Source organism: Nautilia profundicola AmH, from assembly GCF_000021725.1.
Lineage (GTDB): Bacteria > Campylobacterota > Campylobacteria > Campylobacterales > Nautiliaceae > Nautilia > Nautilia profundicola.
Window position 1 is genome coordinate 238,140 of record NC_012115.1, and the last position, 20,418, is coordinate 258,557.

Sequence of the window (20,418 nt, forward strand, 5' to 3'; positions counted from 1 at the left end):
TAACATAAATATAGTATAATTTATCTTACTCGAATGAAAGGATGATGAGTGAGAGGGGCGGAATTATTTAAAAAAAAGATAATAAAGATAAACTTTTTTTCTATTTTTTCAGTTATTATACTTTTCGCTATTTTGAGTTTTAGTATTGTTTATTTAATTGTCCAGGCTTCTTTGCAAAGAGATATAGAATATACTAAAAACGAATATATTAACACTAAAAAAACAATAATTAAAAATCAAGTAGACAATTTAATAAATTATATTAATGAAATATCCATTAGAGAAAACCAAAAATATTTATATAAACTACAAGAAAGCGTATCGTTTCTAACAAATATATTAAAAAAAGAATCTCCAAAGAATTTTGAGTATATTTTAAAGCAGTTTGCCAAGAAACATCCGGAATTTATTGTTGCTATGAGTGATTTGGACGGTAATAAAATATATGCCAATTTTAAAGAATATAATAAAACTAAAAGAAAACAGTTTATTAACGAAATGCAAAAAGGTCTTATAAAAAGTGACAATTATTTTACATTCAAGACATCAAAAGGGCTTTTGTATATTACCGGAACTATATTTACGAATAAAAACAACAATAAGCAATATTTTGTTACAAACGCAATCTTAAAATCAGCCATCGACAACAGTATCAAAAGAGCTGTTATTAATATGGTGGATAATGCAAGATTTGTATTCAATAACGGATATGTGGCTATTATAGAGATAATAAATATTGATAAAGACCTGGGTAAGTTCGTTGCTATGCCGATAAGACCTGACTGGGAAGGAAAATATATTAATGAATTGATAAAAAATCCCGTTCAACTTAAACATATTCGAAAATGTTTAATGATGTTGCGTGAAAAAGGAGAAGGTTTTTTTGATTGTTTTAACGAAAATCTAAATACTCAGTTTGATAAAAAAATCTCATTTTTAAAATATTATGAACCTTTTAACTGGGCGTTAATAGGGAATATATATATCAATGAAGTGAATAATTTAATAGCTAAAAAACAAAAGCAGATAAAAAAAGAGCTTCAAAGTATTTTCTTTTTATATATTGTTATTTCATTAGTATTTTTGGTGATAGTTTATTTTCTTACAAAATATGAAAACAATCTTCTATCCAGTATTATTGATAAATACGAAAATAAAATACAAGCAAAAAATAAAAAACTTCAAACGTTAAATGATAATCTGCAAAAAGAGGTTGACAGAAAAACCAATGAGCTTATACAGCATTTTTTAGTGGATCCTTTAACAGGATTGCCTAATAGGGAAAAACTGATTTCTGACATGAAAAACTATAAATATGTAGCAATTTTAAATATTGATTATTTTAAAGAAATAAATGATTTTTATGGTATGGATATTGGTGACGATGTATTAAAAACAGTGTCGAGTATTTTAAGTGAAATATCTGATACGTATAAACTGCCGGCCGATGAATTTGCTTTTGTAGAAAACGATATTGAAATGTTAGAAGAAAAAGTAAAAAAAGCGATTAAAAAAATAGAGTCACATAAACTAATCGTTGATGACGGAAGCGAAGTGGAAATATCTATAAGCGCGGGAATAGGGAAAAATTTAATTGAAGCAGAAATGGCATTGAAACTTGTAAAAAGCGATAAAACCATCAAAATGGCTGTTTATAACGATAACTTACCTATAGTTAAAGAATTTGAAAATAATATAAAATGGAAAAACATCTTAAAAAAAGTTATAAAAGAAAAAAGAGTTATTCCTTATATACATCCGATAGTAAACAGCGATACTTTTGAAATAAAAAAATATGAATGTTTAATGAGAATCGAACATGAAGGAAAAATTTACACTCCAGAAAATTTCCTTGAAATATCTAAAAAAACCGGACAATATTTTGATTTACAAAAAATAATGATTGAAAAATGTTTTGAAAAATTTTCAAAGCTTGATTATAAGTTTTCTATAAACCTTTCAGCTTTTGAACTTTCAAACGAACAGTTTAGAAAATTTTTAATAGATAAAATAGATGAATACAATATAGCTGAAAAACTTATAATAGAAATTTTAGAAGACGAAGAGCTGCATAATGAAGAACTTATGGGATATTTAATATTCTTACACAATTTAGATGTGCAATTTGCAATTGATGATTTCGGAAGCGGACATAGTAATCTTGCTTATCTTGTTACGAAACTACCTGTTTCTATACTTAAAATTGACGGCAGTTTAATTAGAAATATTGAAAACAATGCCAATAATTACAAACTTGTAAAAGCGTTGACAAATATGGCTAAAATTTTTAATTTGTCAGTTGTTGCGGAATACGTTGAAAATGAGAAAATTGCTGAAATGTTAAAAGAATTAGGTATTGAATATCTCCAAGGATACTTTTTTAGTAAACCTATCAATTTGAATGAATTATAACTTTTTCTGTCATTTTTAATTAAAAAAATATTGTCTTACATTTGATATAATTACATAATATTTACAAAAAGGATTTATATGGATGCGAATAAGCAAAAAGCTCTCGAACTTGCAATGAAACAAATAGATAAGCAGTTCGGTAAAGGTTCTTTGGTAAAACTTAGCGATAAAGATATTGAACCTATAGCAGCTATTCCTACAGGTAGTTTCGGTTTGGATTTGGCTCTTGGTATAGGCGGTATTCCAAAAGGAAGAATTACTGAAATTTACGGACCTGAGAGTAGTGGTAAAACAACACTTGCACTTTCAATAATTGCTCAGGCTCAAAAAGATGGCGGTGTTGCTGCTTTTATCGATGCGGAGCATGCGCTTGACGTAATTTACGCAAAACATATCGGTGTCGATGTAGACAATCTGCTTGTGTCTCAGCCTGATTACGGTGAGCAGGCTCTGGAAATTGTAGAAACACTTGCAAGAAGCGGTGCGGTTGATATTATAGTAATTGACTCGGTAGCCGCTCTTACTCCTAAAGCAGAAATAGAAGGAAATATGGGAGACGCTCAGGTTGGTGTGCAGGCAAGACTTATGAGTCAGGCTTTAAGAAAGCTGACAGCCGCTATTCATAAAATGAACACTACTGTTGTATTCATCAACCAGATAAGAATGAAAATCGGAATGATGGGTTACGGTAGCCCTGAAACGACAACGGGTGGTAACGCACTTAAGTTTTATTCATCAGTAAGACTTGATGTTAGAAGAATAGCTACTCTTAAACAGGCTGATAAGGAAGTCGGAAACAGGGTTAAGGTTAAAGTTGTAAAAAATAAAGTCGCACCTCCTTTTAGAATTGCCGAATTTGACATTATGTTCGGAAAAGGTATTTCAAGAGAGGGTGAACTTCTTGATTACGGTGTAAAACTTGACATTATTGATAAAAGCGGAGCATGGTTCAGCTACGGTGCAACAAGACTCGGTCAAGGAAAAGAAAACGCAAAAGAATATTTAAAATCACATCCGGAACTTGCGCAGGAAATTGAGCAGAAAATCAAAGACGCTTTAGGCGTGGAACTTTCACATATGATAGAAGCAATAGAAAAAGACGAAGACGAATTAAATTTAAAAGGAGAGTAAATGATATTTATAGAAGATATATTTGCTGATGAGGTACTTGATTCAAGAGGTAATCCTACGGTTAGAGCTACAGTAACTCTAAGTGACGGAAGCAGAGCAAGCGCTATTGTTCCGAGCGGAGCGAGTACAGGGGTAAACGAAGCACTTGAACTTAGAGACGGAGGAGAAAGATATCTCGGTAAAGGTGTTCTTAAAGCATGTGAAAACGTAAATACGTTAATAGCAAACGAACTTATAGGAATGAGTCCGTATGATCAGGCTGAAATAGATAATATAATGTTAGAGCTTGACGGTACTGAAAACAAAAGTAAACTCGGGGCAAACGCTATTCTTGGTGTAAGTATGGCTGTGGCGAGAGCTGCTGCAAATTCGCTTGATTTACCGTTATTCAGATATTTAGGAGGAGCAAACGCACTTGTACTTCCTACTCCTATGCTAAACATTATCAACGGTGGAGCTCATGCGGACAATGACGTGGACTTACAGGAATATATGATTATGCCTACAGGATTTGATGATTTCGCAGAAGCGCTTAGAGCGAGCAGCGAAGTTTATCATACGCTTAAAAAACTTCTTGTAGCGGACGGACACAATACCGCTCTTGGTGATGAGGGTGGATTTGCTCCGAACTTTAAAAACAACGAAGAACCTATCGAATACATTATTAAAGCTATCGAAAAAGCCGGATACAAACCGGGCGAAGAAATCACTATAGCGCTTGACGCTGCAAGTAGTGAATTTTATAAAGACGGAAAATACGTACTTGCAGGTGAAAACAAAACTTTAAGCGCAGAAGAGCTTGTGGATTATTACGCATATCTTTGCGGTAAATACCCTATCGTTTCAATCGAAGACGGTGTGGCTGAAGAAGACTGGGAAGGATGGAAAATCCTTACAGACAAACTTGGAGATAAAATCCAGCTTGTAGGTGACGATTTATTCGTAACAAACAAAAAAATCCTTCAAAAAGGTATCGAGCTTGGTGTTGCGAATGCTATTTTAATCAAACCGAACCAAATAGGTACTGTTAGTGAAACAATGCAGACAGTTAGACTTGCACAAAGAAACAACTACAAAACAGTAATGAGCCACAGAAGCGGTGAGAGTGAAGATGCGTTTATTGCAGATTTCGCCGTTGCGTTAAACTGCGGAGAAATCAAAACAGGTGCCCCGGCAAGAGGTGAAAGAAACGCTAAATACAATAGACTTCTTGAAATAGCAAGAAGTATTGCAGGTGCCGAATATATTGGAAAAGACCTGTTTTAATCGATGAAAAGTCTTTTCTTTTCATCGGAGTTAATCAATGATTGATTTTGACGATTTACAACAACCGAAAAAAATCGATTATAAAATCATTATAGTAGTAATAGTTGCATTTTTATTTGCGTTTTATGTATATGATTTGCTTTTTGGAAGCAGGTCTTATACGAGGCTTTTGGATTTGCAGAATGAGTATAAATCTTTACAAACCCATGTTGGAAGTTTGAAAAAGAAAAACGAAAAACTGCAAAAAGAGTATTTTGAATTAAAAGAATTACAAGGCGGAGAGTGAAAAAACTATTATTTATATTAATTACCACTTTTTTGTTTGCAAGAATAAATCCTTTTGAACCTGTAGTAAAACCTCAAAACACTATTATTATAAACCCTACATATTTTAAAGAAACTAAAGTTACTTTGCCGAGTGACGCAAGAATTTTGAAAAAAATAGTATTTGTGTATCAAAGTGTAAGCGGTGATATAAAGCAAAAAGAAGTGGTAATTAATAAACACGTCGATTTTCACAAACCTATATATATTACGCATGAGCCTAAAAAATTTCCGATGAAAGAATTGAATTTTTTAAATCTTTTTACAATGTATATAAAAGATAAAAAGATTTTTATTCAAACAAAAGACAAACTCTTAAGAAGCTTTTTTTTAGTTAAACCTTTCAGGATAGTTTTGGATTTTAAAAAAGATGCGGATTTTCTTACTATTAAAAAGTTTTTAAAAGATTCTTTTGTAAAAAAAGTCATTGTCGGAAATCATAAGGGATATTACAGGGTTGTTATCTATTTCGATGCTAAATATATGTATAAAATCACAAAAACTTCAGAGGGTATAAAAATTGAAATCCAATAATATTATTTTAACCGGATTTATGGGCAGCGGAAAGTCTACAATAGGAAGAATCCTTGCTAAAGAATTTAATACCTACTTTTTGGATACCGATGTTTTAATAGAAAGTTTTGAAAATAAAACCATTAGTGATATTTTCAAAAATGAGGGTGAAGAAGCCTTTAGAAAAATGGAAAAAAAATGTTTTGAATGGATTAAAAACAGCGTTACTAATACGATTATTTCGGTAGGAGGAGGGCTTCCGGTATATGTACCTGAGATAAAAGAAGCGGGCAGGGTTATATATTTGAGAGTTGAATTTGAAGACATCTTAAAAAGAATGAATGATGAAGAGATAAAAAAAAGACCTCTTTTTCAGGATGTAAAAAAGGCAAAAGAGCTTTTTAAAAAAAGAGATAAAATATACGCGGAACTTGCCGATATAATTATAGAAAACAATGATTTGAATAAAACGGTCAGGCTTATAAAGGATTACTATGCAGGTGACAAATAATACAAATTTAAATGCGGCTATTCAGGTAGATGTTCAGAAAAAAGCGCAGGATGTTGTTAAAAACGTATTGGGTGACATATTGGAAAAAACTTTTGAAAATACTAAAAAAATACAGGAAATGGCGGCAGCTTCCACTGGTAAAGGCATGAATTTAAATATTAAAGCCTGATTTCCTGGTTCTCTGATTTCAATTTGAGAAATAATTTAGAATATAAAATAAAGAAGTGACAGACACCTAAGGTTAATCATTGACCATTGACCATTGACCATTGAATTGTGCCTGACACCTAATTTAATTGTTTTGATATAATTATAAAAATTATTACGGAGACGAAATGGATTGGAAAGAAAAGTTATATAATTTTTACAAAAGCAGAAGAGAATATATAAAAACTCATCTAAACGAAAATATTGATTTTACTGATGTATATGACCCATATATTATTGAGAAAAGATCTAATCCTATAATGATTATAGGTGAAGCTCCAGGGGCGAATGAAGTAAGGCTTAAGCAGCCTTTTGTCGGTAAAGCCGGGGAGAATCTCGCGTATTTGATTGAAACGAGCGGATTTGACAGGGCAAAAGATTTTTTGATTACAAATGCATTTCCTTTTAGAACATTTGAAGGTAATAAAAACAGAACTCCTAAAGCCGGTGAGCTTAAAACAGGTGCGAAACTGCTTGAGAGGGAAATAGAAATAGTAAAACCGAGATTGATACTTTTACTTGGAAATTCTGCAATAAAGGCGTTTTCATATATTCCGTGGGCGAAAGATGTGAAAAATCTTCAAAAATGCGGTATTTATGATATAAACGGATATAAAGTTGGGCTATGTTTTCATCCGTCACCCCTGGCGTTTAACCGTAAAGATATAAGAGAATCTTTGGAAAACTTTTTTAAAGGTTTAAAAACACTTATATGACACTTTTTTTCTTTACATTCATTTAACGCTTTAATATAATTAATCAAAAAAAGGACAGATATGGCAAGAGAAATAAATGAGCAGGTTTTAAGTTTCGGAGAAATCCAAGAACCTCATGAAAGTTTTACGATCGCATACGGAAGTGTAAGGGTTGAGCAAAACAGATTATATAAAGACGTTCTTCCAACTGATGCGGTAAAACAAGTAATAATAATGTTGCAAGAACAAGCAGCAGAAATGGAAGCTGACGGAGTAAAAAACATTACAGTTACAATTACACCCGCTACAAATGAAAAAGGTGAAGCTGTTATGGATTATTACGGAATGGGAACACTTATCAAACTTAAATAATTATTCGCAAAGCATTTCAACTACGGCCGGCAGAAATTTATGTTCGGCTTTTTTCATTTCTTTATGATATTCTTCAAATGTTTTAAATTTATTAGGATTTATATGGTATTGAAGTATTATATCTCCGCTGTCAAGTTCTACATCGGCATAATGTATTGTAATCCCACATGCTTTTTTTGCTTCAAATGAAAGTTTGTCGGCATTTAATCCTTTAAAGTGTGGAAGAATACTTGGGTGAAGGTTGATTATTTTTCCTTTAAATTCATTAATTATATATTCCGGTACTATTCTCATATATCCCGCTAATACAATCAGATCAGGATTCAGTTCCTTTAACGCTTTTAAAATAACTTTATGATCTTTTGAAACAAGAATCGGTGGCAATGAAGAAGCATTTAATGCTTCACTATTTTGAATATTCGTAATGCCTAAAGATATCTGATAATTTGTTTGATGCTTTAGAAGGTTTAAAAAGTTACTTCCACCTTTTCCGAAAAACACAGCTATTCTTTTCAATATCAGCCTTTTTTTATCGAAATTGTAACACAAAGATAATTTAAAGTTATATTAATTTGATTTTAATTATTTTATAATGTATAATTAATATAAGCTTAATATAAAGGAGCGGCTATGAAACTTAAATTATCAATTATTTTAGCTGCGTTAGTTTCAGTAGTTGGGATAGCAAAAGCTGATATGGCTGTTGATTTTTTAACATTAGATGCTACTGAAGGTGCCGTTGATTACGGTACGGGGTATGATACACACAGAAAAATGTATACAGGTAAATGTGTTGAAATTGTAAAAATGGACACATATAACGGTGGGATAGGGCCTCAACAGGATTGGAATTACGGATGGACCAAAACAACATCGGAAATTACTAAAAATGCAAATATTAGTGCTGAATTATCTATAAAAGCTTTAAGCGGTGCAACTAAAACAAATATGAATAACAAAACAACGTTGTTACAAAAAACAGAAAGTAGCAGTTACGCTATTACTTTGTATGCGTATTCATATTTTTACGATGCGCCTAAATTTGTAAAAATAGAATACGTTAAGCTAACTCCTCAGGCTAAACAATTATTAAAACAAAACAAAGTTTCAGAATTCAGACAAAGATGCGGTGACGGGTTTGTAATAGGTATACAGGAAGGTAGAGAGTTCATAGGAACTGCAAGCGTTCAAAATCAAACATTTAAACAATCCATGGAATTTGCATCAAAAACAGGACTTGGTATTAAAAGCGTAAATTATGACGTGGATGCAAATGTAGATATTAAAAAAGCAGCTATCAGTACTTTTGGGGTAAATAATTTTAAAGTACATACATATTCTACCGGTACAAATATGAGACTGCCGAAAAGTGTTGATGAGTTTGAAGATTTTGCAACCAATTTTTATAATGCTGACAGTGCTACTTATAAAAAAAGGGTGAAATATATAGTGGCACCATATTCTATGCTTGCTGATTATCCGTTTAATGATATATTGCAAGGTGATACAAAAGAGACTTATATGACGTATTTTGTAAATACTTTGTGGGATTTGAAAGCGGCAATGAAAGATGCTGATTTTATAATTAATCCAAAAACACAAAAATATTTTGCCCTTGGTACTACAAACAAAATAAGAAGAAACAGAGTGAATGCAATCAAAAGATATAAAAACGCATGGCTTAAAGAATTTAATGATTTATTAAAAGCAGCTCAACAGTGTAATAAAGATTTTACAAACAGATGCGAACAGCTGGCTATTTATTATAGAGACAGAAGAAATATTTTAAATATGGAAGATAGAGTCATGCCTGAGAGATATGTACAGGATTGTTATACTCCTATTATTCTTGATAATTTAGGAAGTTATGACGGTAAAATAAGTACGGCGTTAAAAACAGCAAGCGCGTCAGGGTTTGAAGTAATTGCAGGAGATACTGAAACTGCAGGTAATCCGATGAGGGTGGTTGCCGCTTTAAAATTTAAAGCTGATAAAAACAGATTAAAAGCTATATTAAAAATAGCAAAAATAGAATGGAAAAGAAGTCAATATAAAGGCATGCCTTTAACCGTTAGAACAAAAAAAGGAGAATCAGGATTCGGACTTAGTTTGGATTTAACACTGTTTGATTTGGCCCATCCTCAGAAATACATGGATGAATCAAGACCGCTTGATACTTGTTCGTTTAACCGTGTAAACCCAATAAAATCAGCAATGTATAGAGAACCGAAACCTGATAGTGGATTCGACAGGGTTGGTTTTAAAGGTGAACCTGTTCAGGGTCTTATAGATTACAGAGTGGCTCATAAAAATTCAAGAGGGCAGCAAACAATAAGAAACGGTAAAGGGGTACTTGAATATATCAAATGTGAACTTGACAGAAAAGGTAAACATGATGAAAGAGCTACTTGTAGTGAAGTAGGTGTTAAAGATATCGAATTAAATTTAATTTCAAAACAAGACTTGGCTGCAAACAGATGGAGAGATCCTAAACTTGCATATGAGCCGAGAATTTTAACTAATTTCTTAAACGGAAAACCTTTGAGCTATAACGGCAGAAGAGAAACACCTAAAAATAAATATAAAGTTCCGACAAGTCAGTTTAAATATATCAAAGTTAAATTATCACCGGTCAAAACACAAAAACAGCCGAATATGCAAAAAGTTCCTTCATTTACACCGGTATTCAGATAAGGGTTTCCTTATCTGAATTTTATATTTATAAATACATAAATCTGAATTACAAAAATAATGGTTAAAATAAGAAAGCAAACATTAAGTTTAATGAAGAATATAAAAAGGATAAATATAAAAAGTGACAGACACTGATACGGATATTTTTAAGTGGTGCCCAGGGACGGAATCGAACCGCCGACACAGGGATTTTCAGTCCCTTGCTCTACCGACTGAGCTACCTGGGCAAGGACTGAAATTATACTAAACGATTCTTAAAGTTCGCTTAAATTAGTAGGTTAAATGCTGTTCGTTGTAAACATTTGCGATATTCATGTCTGATTGAATATATTCTTTGCATATATCTTTTTCTGTATCATTATCAAAATTATTGCAGTTTATTCTAAAAATAACAATTTTTTTTGATTTATCCAGTACGATATATGCATATGAAGACGTTCCTGTTTTATTTGGAAAATAATAATCACCGTCACGGTATCTTGCGTTATATTTCCATCCTTTTCCCTGAAGTTTTATTAAGTCTTGTAACTTAAAAGAGTCGTTGTTTTCCATATATGAATAATTTATAGCAGTTTCAACTGCCTGTTTAGCACTGTTTACTGTTGTGTTAATGATAGATATCACAAAACTTCTTTGTTTTAAATGAAAAAAATTTTACAGTTACAACGGCTGATAAAATTCCAATAATAACAATAACAAACAATAATTCTAATAACGTAAATGATTTTTTCATTGTAATTCCATTACAAACTTTTTAAACCTTTTCCCTCTTTCTTTGTATCCATTAAACTGATCAAAACTTGCACATGCTGGGCTTAAAAGAGCTACACTTTTGTCTGTGTGAACTTTTTTTATTGATTTTACAGCTTTTTCCATTTCATTTGATATTTCATAATTAATATTATATTGCTCGGCTAAATCAGCAAAAAGTTCAGGTTTGTTCCCTATTATAAAAAGTTTTATATCTAAATTTTTCATATATTTAAATAAAGGAGTAAAATCCTGTCCTTTATCATCTCCTCCGATAATCATAAAAATTTTTTTATTTTTATATCTTGTAAGAGCGTTTAATGCGGCATCTACATTTGTTGCTTTTGAATCGTCAACCCATACTCTGCCTTGAGAGTCTTTAAATTCTTCAAGTTTATGCGGATCTATTTTAAAATTTTTAAGGTTTTTTTCTTTTAAAAACAGAATTTTATAAACAGCTTTTGCCATAAGTTCGTCAAGTAAAAAAGGAACTTCAGAGAAAGTGTGTTTAAAATCGAAATATTCAATCAGCTCTTTTTCATTTTCATACAGAATCTTAAACGCTTTTGTTCCGGTGTTTAGATTTTTTGGCATTATAACGACATCACGCTCAGTCATTCTTTTAAGGGGTGAGAGTTTTGCTTTTACATACTCTTCAAAACTTCCGTGCCACGAGGTGTGGTCTTCTTTCAGCGGCAGTATTATAAAGATGTTCGGTTTTGCGTATTTTGTGTAGTGAAGCTGAAAACTGCTTGCTTCCACAACCCAGAAGTTGGCGTCTTTTTTCATATCGGCAAGAGGTATGCCTATATTGCCTCCGATATCTGCACCGTGGTCTTTTAAAAGATGATATACCATTTGTGTTGTTGTGGTTTTACCGTTAGTTCCTGTAATCCATATTTGAAACGGCGCTTTGTCGTAAAAATAGTCAAATTCGCTTATTAAATTTTTCGCTTTTTTGATTAAAGGGTGGCTTGGAGGAATTCCGGGAGATGTAATTTCTAAAGATGATTTTTCGGGATTGAATTCATTTGAAGGTAATAGTTTGTTTCCGTATTTATCAAAAGAGCTTTCTTTGAATTTGTCGTCAAAAATATGCCAGCCTCCGCTTTTGGCTATCGCTTTTGTTGTAAGGCCATACCCGAATAAAGATTTCATTGATGAATATACCCTTTTAATAATTCTCCCAAGTCTGAATCAAGTTTAATATTTAAATACGGAAATTTTTTCTTATCAAGGTTAATGTTTATGAATTCAACGTCACCGAGTCTTTTTTTGATTTCGTTTTTAAATTCGGCAAGGGTAGATATTTTATCAACCAGTACACCTTTTACTTTTGTAGCGATAAATATTTTTCCTTCGGCATAGTTTTTTAATTTATCAATCGATATGTTTCTGTCTTCAGCCACTATTTTTAAAAAATTATCATATGTTGGAAGTAATAGGTTTTTCATAATATATTCTTTTTGTTCGGGAGAGGCTTTTTTAAACAGGGATATAGGTTTTTTATATTTTCCTACCGTAATATCGTCTTCTTCGACCCCTATTTTTTTTGCAAGTTTGCCTATGACATAATGAGGCATAATTACGCCTATGCTTCCCACTACCGCATTTTTATTAGCAACGATCGGTTTGATGGCGCTTATTATGTAATATCCGCCGCTTGCAGCCATACTTTCGACGTAAACATTTACTTTTTTGCTTTTATTTAAGAATTTAAGATAAGCGTTAAATTCGTCGCTTGCGCTCGGACTTCCTCCGGGAGTGTTGAATACAAGCAGATATTCTTTGCAGTTTTTGTCTTTTTTAAGTGCATTCATTTTATCCATTAGTTTGTTAATGTAATCTACAGTTATTGTTTTATTTATATTTATAACAGCTACATAAGGCTTTGTAATAGGAATACTTGGACTTAGCGTTTTTTTCAAAAACACACCGAGCGCAACAAGTTCGGCAAGAATAAGAAGAATTACCCCAAAAAGGACAACTTTTTCTTTTATTGCTTTTATTTTGAATATTTTAAGCTCGGCTTTTAATTTTTCATTTTCTTCATACATTTTAACCCTTATCTTATTTTAATTGATAAAATAGCTATTAAGTTTGTTATTAAGGCCATTATCCAGAATCTTATCGTAATTTTATTTTCTTTCCATCCGAGCATCTCAAAATGATGATGAATCGGAGCCATTTTAAATACTCTTTTTCCTCTTGTTTTATAGCTTCCGACTTGTAGTATTACTGAGACAGTTTCCATTATAAATACAAACGCTATAAATATTAAAAGCAGTTCACTTTTTGCCACAATTGCCAAAAAACCGATAACCGCACCCAAAGGAAGACTTCCGCTGTCTCCCATAAACACTTCTGCCGGGTTTGCGTTGTACCATAAAAATCCTAAAAGAGCTCCGATAAGTGCAAATACTATAATGGTAAGTTCTCCCACGCCAAGCTCAAACGGATAAAAAAGATAAGAGCTGAATTTATAATTCCCTACTATATATAAAAGAATTCCGAGTGTAAAAAGTGAAAATATAGAAGGTACGGTTGCGAGACCGTCAAGACCGTCTGTAAGGTTTACGGCATTACTCATGGCAACAATAATAAACGCCCAGAAAATAACCGCATAATATCCCATATCAAAAATAGGGTATTTATAAAAAGGAACATAAAGTTTGGTATCGAAACCTACTTTAATAAGTAAATACGATATTACAAGAGCTCCGACCCATTGGAGTAAAAATTTTGTTTTGGCGCTAAGTCCGGCTTTGTTTGAAGAACCTTTTATTTTTCCGTAATCATCAATAAAACCTAAATAAGTAAAATATACCAGCAAAAGAAGAGTTAGTAATACGTATTTGTTAAATTCTGTTGTGATTAATATTGATATTACTGCGCTTGTAATGTAAATCAATCCTCCCATAGTAGGAGTGGAGTTTTTTGTTTTGTGATTATCAGGCGCAAGTTCAAAAATAGGCTGTGTTGCTTTTGCCTTTGCCCATGATATAAATTTCGGCATAATGAATATTGTAATAAAAAATGATAAAAAGAACGCTAAAATAGCTCTGAAAGTTATATAATGAAAGATATTAATGTGAAAATGCTCATACAGGTAATATAACATTATGTGCCTTTTTTAGATAAAATTTTATCATAATAAAAGTAAACGAAATGTTAATAAAGGAGATTTTATGAATTTCAGCGGTAAAAATGTTTTGGTAACTGGTGCAAGCAGGGGAATAGGTGCGGAAATCGCAAAAGTGCTTGCGGGATACGGACTCAAAGTTTGGATAAATTACAGAAGCGGTGCTGAAGCTGCAGATAAAGTGAAAGAAGAGATTGAAGCAAACGGAGGAAGCGCTGCGGTAATCGGATTTGACGTAAGCGATGAAAAAGCGTTTGTGGAAGCTGTAAAAACAATCATTGACAGCGACGGTGAGCTCAGCTATCTTGTAAACAACGCGGGGATTACAAACGATAAACTTGCAATGAGAATGAGTGTTGAGGATTTCAAAAAGGTAATTGACGCAAACCTTACTTCTACATTCGTAGGATGCAGGGAAGCTCTTAAGGTTATGAGCAAAAAAAGATTCGGAAGCGTTGTAAACGTGGCAAGTGTGGTTGCAGAAGCCGGGAACATGGGACAGGCGAATTACGTGGCAAGCAAAGGCGGAGTAATTGCTATGACTAAAACATTCGCACTTGAAGGCGCCCCGAGAGGTATTAGATTTAACAGCGTAACTCCTGGATTTATCGATACCGATATGACAAAAGACCTGCCTGAAAAGGTAAAAGAAGAAATGTTAAACAGAATCCCTCTCAAAAGATTCGCGGCACCTGCCGAAGTTGCAAAAGCTGTTGCGTTTTTACTTAGTGACGATGCAAGTTACATTACCGGAGAGACTCTAAAAGTAAACGGCGGAATGTATATGTAAAAATTGAGAATTAAACAATTTTATGCTAAAATGGCAAAAATAAAAAACAAAAGGAGAAATAATGGCATTATTTGATGAAGTAAAAGAAGTTATAGTTGAGCAATTAAACGTTGCTCCTGAAGAAGTAAAACCGGAAGCGAAATTCGTAGAAGATCTTGGAGCAGACAGCCTTGACGTTGTTGAGATGATTATGGCTCTTGAAGAAAAATTCGAAATCGAAATTCCTGACAGCGAAGCTGAAAAAATCCAAACTGTTCAAGACGTTATCGATTTCATCGAAAAAGCGAAAGCTTAATTCTTTTCCCTCCGGGGATAATATTAACGGATATTTTTTAAATATCTCTTAATATTAACCTCAATAAAAGGAAATGTATGAGAATCGTTGTAACCGGAATAGGTATGATAAATGCCGTTGGTAATAATAAAGACGAAGCTTTCGAAAATATTTTAGCAGGTAAAACTGGTGTAGATAAAATAACTCATTTTGATGCGTCTGAATATACAGTTCAAATAGCGGCGGAAGTTAAAAATTTCGATCCTTCTGAAGTTATGGATAAAAAAGAAGTAAAAAAAGCGGATAGATTTATCCAGCTCGGTATGAAAGCCGCAAAAGAAGCCATGGAAGATTCGGGACTTATCGGAACTGAATACGACAAAACAAGATTCGGAATTTCTGCGGCAAGCGGAATCGGGGGGCTTCCTGCAATTGAGAAAAACAGTGTAATTCTTGAAACAAAAGGTCAAAGAAGAGTAAGTCCTTTCTTTATTCCAAGCGCTCTTGTTAATATGCTCGGAGGCTTTATTTCTATCCAATACGGACTTCAGGGACCTAACACATCAAGCGTAACAGCATGTGCTGCCGGTACTCACGCAATTACTGAAGCGGTAAAAACAATCAAATCGGGTATGGCTGACAAAATCCTTGTAGTTGGAGCCGAAGCTGCAATTTGTCCTATCGGTGTTGTTGGATTTGCAAACATGAAAGCGCTTTCAACAAGAAACGACGACCCGGCACATGCCAGCAGACCGTTTGACGCTAAAAGAGACGGATTCGTAATCGGTGAGGGTGCGGGTGCGCTTGTACTTGAAAAATACGAAGACGCCGTAGCAAGAGGCGCTAAAATTTACGGAGAAGTTATCGGTATCGGTGAAAGCGGAGACGCTCACCATATTACGGCCCCAAGCCTTGAAGGTCCTATGAGAGCTATGAAAATGGCGTGGGATATGGCCGGAAATCCTAAAATAGATTATATCAACGCACACGGAACGTCAACACCTACAAACGACAAAAACGAAACAGCGGCGATTAAAACGCTTTTCGGAGGAAAAGAAAACTGTCCTCCTGTAAGTTCTACAAAAGGTGCTACCGGACACTGTTTAGGAGCTGCCGGAAGTATTGAAGCGGTAATTACGCTAATGGCAATGGAAAGAGGAATTATCCCTCCTACAATCAACTATGAAGAACCGGATGAAAACTGTGATCTTGATTATGTTCCTAACAAACCAAGAGAAGCGGAAATTAACGTTGCAATGTCTAACTCGTTCGGTTTCGGTGGAACAAACGGAGTTGTAATCTTTAAAAAAGTAAAATAAAGGCATACTTTGGCAGTACTTGATTTTGAAAAAAGAATTGAAGAGCTAAAAGAGCAGATTGACGTCGCTAAAATAAAAGGCGACTCTCATGCTGCTTCAACTTTGGCTAAAGAACTTGAAAAAGAGATAGAAAAAACATTTAAAAACTTAACCCCTTATCAAAAACTTCTTCTTGCACGTCATCCTGACAGACCTCATGCTATTGATATTATTAATGCAATAATGGATGAAAAAATAGAAATTCACGGTGACAGAGAGTTTAGAGACGATGCATCGATAGTATGCTATATCGGTATGATTGGCGATACAAAATGTGTCGTTATCGGTGAGGAAAAGGGTAGAAACACGAAAGAAAAACTTGCGAGAAATTTCGGTATGCCGCATCCTGAAGGATACAGAAAAGCACTGCGTGTGGCTAAAATGGCTGAAAAGTTTGATCTGCCGATTCTCTTTTTAGTTGATACTCCGGGTGCGTTTCCTGGTATCGGAGCGGAAGAGAGAGGGCAGAGTGAAGCTATTGCGAGAAACTTATTTGAACTTTCAAGAATCAAAACCCCGACAGTATCAATCGTAATTGGTGAAGGTGGAAGCGGCGGTGCTCTTGCTATAGGTGTTGCGGATAAATTCGCAATGCTTAAATATTCGGTATTCAGCGTTATTTCACCTGAAGGGTGTGCAGCTATTTTATGGGGAGATAATTCAAAAGCCGAAACAGCTACAAAAGCGCTTAAAATTTCAGCTGAAGAGCTTAAAGAACTTGGTCTTATAGATGATATTATCGACGAGCCGCTTGAAGGTGCACACAGGGACTATGAAACTACAGCTAAAAATATTAAAGATTATTTTATTGAAAAAGTAAAAGAATTAAAACAGTTAAGTAAAGACGAACTTCTTCAAAAAAGATTTGAAAAATACCTAAACTACGGAAGTTTTAACGAAAAATAATTTTTTCGTTGTTTTTTACTGCATTACTAACCAAATCATTTGCTTTGTAGCTTTTATAATAATCTAATATATTTGTTTCAATAGTGTAGTGTCTGGCACTAAGTACTTCATGCGAGACGGTAGGGCGAATGTATTGGTTGGTTTAAGGTAATTATCAGTTTTATAGTATTATACGGACTTTTGTAAAAGGCAAAAAAGCCTGTGGCTTTTTTGGGAGGTTTTACTTGGCGCTTTTAATTTCCTGTGCCAGAAATCTTGCGGTGTAGCTTACATCGGTGTATTTTTCGGCAACTTCTTCAACACTTCCCGTAGCTATCACCTTTCCACCGCCGCTTCCGCCCTCAGGGCCCATATCGATTATGTAATCCGCGTTTTTAATAAAATCAAGATTGTGCTCGATGACTATTACGCTGTTTCCGAGATCCACAAGGTGCTGAAGCACCTGAACGAGCCTGTCTATATCCGCAAAATGAAGCCCCGTTGTAGGTTCATCGAGAATATAAAGCGTATTTCCGGTATCGCGGCGGCTAAGCTCTTTAGATAGTTTGATTCTCTGTGCTTCCCCTCCGCTGAGAGTCGTGGCGTTTTGTCCGAGTGTAATGTATCCGAGTCCCACGTCTTTTAGGGTTTTTAGTTTCTGTTTTATTTTCGGTATTTTTTCAAAAAACTCATACGCTTCATCCACACTCATTTCAAGCACGTCCGCAATTGATTTGCCTTTGTATTTAATCTCAAGCGTTTGTTCATTGTATCTTTTTCCTCCGCACGCTTCGCATGTAACCATTACATCCGGCAGGAAGTGCATTTCGATTTTTATCTGTCCTTCACCTTTACACACCTCACATCTTCCGCCTTTTACGTTAAAGCTGAATCTCCCTGGCGTATAGCCTCTAAGCTGTGCTTCAGGAGTCTGGGCGAATAGGTTTCTTATATCGTCAAACACTCCAGTGTAAGTTGCCGGGTTGGAGCGTGGTGTTCTTCCGATAGGGCTCTGATCGAGATAAATTACTTTATCGAGCTGTTTTAGTCCCGTAATTTCCACGCCTTTTACTTTTTGTATTTTGTGTGCGTGGTTTAGTATCTCCCTTGCCGTTGGAAGCAGGGTTTGGAGTATTAGTGAGCTTTTACCGCTACCGCTGACTCCCGTTACACATACGAGGTTTCTTAGCGGGATTTTTACGTTTAGATCTTTTATGTTGTGAATATTTACGTTTTTGATTTCAATCCATTCGTTTTGAGGTCTGTCTTTTCTATAGTTTATGTCTTTTTCACGTTTAATGTATTTTGCGGTTTCGGTGTCGCTTTTGAGAAGCTCTTGCGTATTACCGCTGAATATTACCTCTCCTCCGAATTTCCCGGCACCGGGACCTATATCCACGATATGATCTGCGTTGAGGATCGTTTCCCTGTCGTGTTCTACGACTATTACGGTGTTGCCTTTGTCTCTCAGGTTTTTAAGTGTGTTGATAAGTTTAAGCGTATCCCTTTCATGCAGACCTATACTCGGCTCGTCAAGCACGTACATAACTCCTGTCAGCCCGCTTCCGATCTGAGAGGCGATTCTGATTCTCTGGCTCTCACCACCGCTTATAGTTCTCGCGTCCCTGTGAAGGGTGAGGTATCCGAGTCCCACGTCCACAAGGAAAAATAGTCTTTCGCGTATCTCTTTCAAAATAGGCTCCGCTATTCTTTTTTCCTGTTCATTTAGGTGTGAGAAGTTTTCTTCGTTTTTGAAAAACTCATACGCATCGCTTATAGGCATCGATATTATTTCGCTGATTGTTTTACCCGCCACTTTTACGGCAAGGCTTTCGGGTTTGAGTCTGAATCCTTTACACGAAGGACATACGCTCTCACTCATAATTTCGCTCATATCTTCGTCTTTGTAAAGATCCAGTGCGATTTGTCTGAGTCCCGGCCATCTTTTTGAAATTTTGTGTTTTGCGTATTCGAATTCTATGTCATAAGCCGTACCGTTTAGGATGATTCTTTTTTGCAGGTCGTCAAGCTCGAAAAAGCTCTTGTTCATATCTATATCAAGCTCGCGGCAGAGTGCTTTGAAAAACTCCTGGTAATATTTTTTGTTAAATCCCCATATAAGCGGTATTGAGCCTTTATTTAGGGGTTTGTCTTTTATAACCTTTTCGATATCAAGTGTGTATGTAACTCCAAGTCCGTCACATTTCGGACAGGCACCTTTTGGTGAGTTGAACGAAAAACTGACAGGTTCAAGCTCTTCAAAACTTATCTTACAGTCAAAACACGCAAGATGTTCGCTGTAATGGATAAAATCTCTCTCAAGCCCCAAATCTTTTGCGTTTAATATTTCTATTTCAACCTCTCCGAAACTTTTATTAAGAGCTTTTTCGACGGCTTCTGCTATACGTGATTTGTTTTCTTCTTTTACGATAACCCTGTCGATTACGGCTTTAATGGTGTGTTTTTTGGTTTTTTTAAGTTCAATCTCCTCATCAAGCCTTACTATTACGCCGTCGATGTAGGCTCTTATGATTCCTTCTTTTCTTAGTTTTTCGATTAAATCGTGAAATTCACCCTTTTTTTCTTTTACAATCGGAGCATAAATGATAATCTTCGCGCCTTCAGGCAGTTTAAGAACCTCATTGATAATATCCTGAGGAGTCATTTGGGTAATCTGTTTGCCGCAAAGGTGGCAGTGCTGGATACCGATTCTTGCGTACAGGAGTCTTAAATAATCGTATATTTCGGTAACCGTTCCCACGGTTGAGCGAGGGTTTTTGGAGGTGGTTTTCTGATCAATCGCAATAGCCGGGGTAAGCCCGTCTATTTTATCCACTTCAGGTTTTCCTGTCTTTTGTAAAAACTGTCTGGCGTATGAACTAAGGCTTTCAATATATCTTCTCTGTCCTTCAGCATACAGCGTATCGAATGCAAGCGTACTTTTACCGCTTCCGGAAAGTCCGGTAAACACTATCAGTTTGTTTTTCGGTATTTCAAGGTTTATATTTTTAAGGTTGTTTTCCCTTGCTCCGATGATTTTGATTTTATCCATTTATTTATGCTCCTGCGTGAAATTAATCGCGAATTATACCAT

General features: G+C 34.6%; 21 protein-coding genes and 1 tRNA gene. 14 read left to right on the forward strand and 8 right to left on the reverse strand.

Annotated features, from left to right (window positions below):
- Window positions 1–48: 48 nt before the first annotated feature.
- The 9 genes from NAMH_RS01365 to NAMH_RS01405 all read left to right on the forward strand — a co-directional run bounded on the left by NAMH_RS01365 (window position 49) and on the right by NAMH_RS01405 (window position 7,431).
- Window positions 49–2,412 (forward strand): sensor domain-containing phosphodiesterase, encoded by a 2,364-nt coding sequence (locus NAMH_RS01365; protein WP_015902325.1) that lies wholly within the window; start codon window positions 49–51, stop codon window positions 2,410–2,412.
- A gap of 78 nt (window positions 2,413–2,490) precedes the next feature.
- On the forward strand, window positions 2,491–3,543 hold the full coding sequence (gene recA, locus NAMH_RS01370; protein ID WP_015902053.1) for a recombinase RecA: 1,053 nt from the start codon (window positions 2,491–2,493) through the stop codon (window positions 3,541–3,543).
- Window positions 3,544–4,809: a phosphopyruvate hydratase gene (eno, locus tag NAMH_RS01375; RefSeq protein WP_015901785.1), complete on the forward strand. Its 1,266-nt coding sequence runs from the start codon at window positions 3,544–3,546 to the stop codon at window positions 4,807–4,809.
- A gap of 37 nt (window positions 4,810–4,846) precedes the next feature.
- Window positions 4,847–5,095, forward strand: coding sequence for a septum formation initiator family protein (locus NAMH_RS01380; protein WP_015902559.1), 249 nt, complete (start codon window positions 4,847–4,849; stop codon window positions 5,093–5,095).
- Window positions 5,092–5,667 carry an AMIN domain-containing protein gene (locus NAMH_RS01385; RefSeq protein ID WP_015902604.1) on the forward strand — a complete coding sequence of 192 codons (576 nt, stop codon included), beginning with the start codon at window positions 5,092–5,094 and terminating at the stop codon, window positions 5,665–5,667. Before NAMH_RS01380 ends, NAMH_RS01385 begins: the two co-directional genes overlap by 4 nt.
- Window positions 5,654–6,157: a shikimate kinase gene (locus tag NAMH_RS01390; protein ID WP_012663940.1), complete on the forward strand. Its 504-nt coding sequence runs from the start codon at window positions 5,654–5,656 to the stop codon at window positions 6,155–6,157. Before NAMH_RS01385 ends, NAMH_RS01390 begins: the two co-directional genes overlap by 14 nt.
- Window positions 6,141–6,326 (forward strand): hypothetical protein, encoded by a 186-nt coding sequence (locus NAMH_RS01395; protein WP_012663870.1) that lies wholly within the window; start codon window positions 6,141–6,143, stop codon window positions 6,324–6,326. Before NAMH_RS01390 ends, NAMH_RS01395 begins: the two co-directional genes overlap by 17 nt.
- A gap of 166 nt (window positions 6,327–6,492) precedes the next feature.
- Window positions 6,493–7,080, forward strand: a complete 588-nt coding sequence (locus tag NAMH_RS01400; protein ID WP_015902206.1) for a uracil-DNA glycosylase — start codon at window positions 6,493–6,495, stop codon at window positions 7,078–7,080.
- Between the two features lie 60 nt (window positions 7,081–7,140).
- Window positions 7,141–7,431 carry a hypothetical protein gene (locus tag NAMH_RS01405; protein ID WP_015902103.1) on the forward strand — a complete coding sequence of 97 codons (291 nt, stop codon included), beginning with the start codon at window positions 7,141–7,143 and terminating at the stop codon, window positions 7,429–7,431.
- On the opposite strand, the gene NAMH_RS01410 is transcribed toward NAMH_RS01405, so the two are convergent.
- Complete coding sequence (locus tag NAMH_RS01410) at window positions 7,432–7,947, reverse strand: formyltransferase family protein (RefSeq protein WP_012663593.1); 516 nt, start codon at window positions 7,945–7,947, stop codon at window positions 7,432–7,434.
- Between the two features lie 114 nt (window positions 7,948–8,061).
- Here NAMH_RS01410 and NAMH_RS01415 point away from each other — a divergent pair, with 114 nt between their 5' ends.
- Window positions 8,062–10,125, forward strand: coding sequence for a hypothetical protein (locus NAMH_RS01415; protein WP_015902262.1), 2,064 nt, complete (start codon window positions 8,062–8,064; stop codon window positions 10,123–10,125).
- A gap of 151 nt (window positions 10,126–10,276) precedes the next feature.
- Here the strand turns inward: NAMH_RS01415 and NAMH_RS01420 are convergent.
- From NAMH_RS01420 to mraY, 6 genes are all read right to left on the reverse strand, one after another.
- Window positions 10,277–10,352: transfer RNA gene (locus tag NAMH_RS01420), tRNA-Phe, on the reverse strand.
- Between the two features lie 43 nt (window positions 10,353–10,395).
- Entirely contained in the window at window positions 10,396–10,749 is a 354-nt protein-coding gene (locus NAMH_RS01425) for a hypothetical protein (protein ID WP_015902326.1), read from the reverse strand.
- Window positions 10,733–10,858: a type II secretion system protein gene (locus NAMH_RS09430; RefSeq protein ID WP_015902411.1), complete on the reverse strand. Its 126-nt coding sequence runs from the start codon at window positions 10,856–10,858 to the stop codon at window positions 10,733–10,735. Before NAMH_RS09430 ends, NAMH_RS01425 begins: the two co-directional genes overlap by 17 nt.
- Window positions 10,855–12,033: a UDP-N-acetylmuramoyl-L-alanine--D-glutamate ligase gene (gene murD / locus NAMH_RS01430; protein ID WP_012664013.1), complete on the reverse strand. Its 1,179-nt coding sequence runs from the start codon at window positions 12,031–12,033 to the stop codon at window positions 10,855–10,857. Before murD ends, NAMH_RS09430 begins: the two co-directional genes overlap by 4 nt.
- Complete coding sequence (sppA, locus tag NAMH_RS01435; protein ID WP_015902712.1) at window positions 12,030–12,932, reverse strand: signal peptide peptidase SppA; 903 nt, start codon at window positions 12,930–12,932, stop codon at window positions 12,030–12,032. Before sppA ends, murD begins: the two co-directional genes overlap by 4 nt.
- A gap of 8 nt (window positions 12,933–12,940) precedes the next feature.
- Window positions 12,941–13,996 carry a phospho-N-acetylmuramoyl-pentapeptide-transferase gene (mraY, locus tag NAMH_RS01440; RefSeq protein ID WP_015901909.1) on the reverse strand — a complete coding sequence of 352 codons (1,056 nt, stop codon included), beginning with the start codon at window positions 13,994–13,996 and terminating at the stop codon, window positions 12,941–12,943.
- Between the two features lie 67 nt (window positions 13,997–14,063).
- On the opposite strand from mraY, the gene fabG reads away from it, so the two are divergent.
- The 4 genes from fabG to accA all read left to right on the forward strand — a co-directional run bounded on the left by fabG (window position 14,064) and on the right by accA (window position 17,345).
- Window positions 14,064–14,807: a 3-oxoacyl-ACP reductase FabG gene (fabG, locus tag NAMH_RS01445; protein WP_015901892.1), complete on the forward strand. Its 744-nt coding sequence runs from the start codon at window positions 14,064–14,066 to the stop codon at window positions 14,805–14,807.
- Between the two features lie 61 nt (window positions 14,808–14,868).
- Complete coding sequence (acpP, locus tag NAMH_RS01450) at window positions 14,869–15,102, forward strand: acyl carrier protein (RefSeq protein WP_015902737.1); 234 nt, start codon at window positions 14,869–14,871, stop codon at window positions 15,100–15,102.
- A gap of 77 nt (window positions 15,103–15,179) precedes the next feature.
- A complete protein-coding gene (locus tag NAMH_RS01455; protein ID WP_015902246.1) occupies window positions 15,180–16,400 on the forward strand; it encodes a beta-ketoacyl-ACP synthase II in 1,221 nt (406 codons plus the stop codon).
- 9 nt (window positions 16,401–16,409) lie between these two features.
- A complete protein-coding gene (accA, locus tag NAMH_RS01460; RefSeq protein WP_012663482.1) occupies window positions 16,410–17,345 on the forward strand; it encodes an acetyl-CoA carboxylase carboxyl transferase subunit alpha in 936 nt (311 codons plus the stop codon).
- Window positions 17,346–17,565: 220 nt separating this feature from the next.
- Here accA and uvrA read toward each other — a convergent pair whose 3' ends face one another.
- The gene (gene uvrA / locus NAMH_RS01465; protein ID WP_012663761.1) at window positions 17,566–20,376 is read right to left on the reverse strand and encodes an excinuclease ABC subunit UvrA; all 2,811 of its coding nucleotides are present in this window, start codon (window positions 20,374–20,376) and stop codon (window positions 17,566–17,568) included.
- Window positions 20,377–20,418 lie beyond the last annotated feature (42 nt).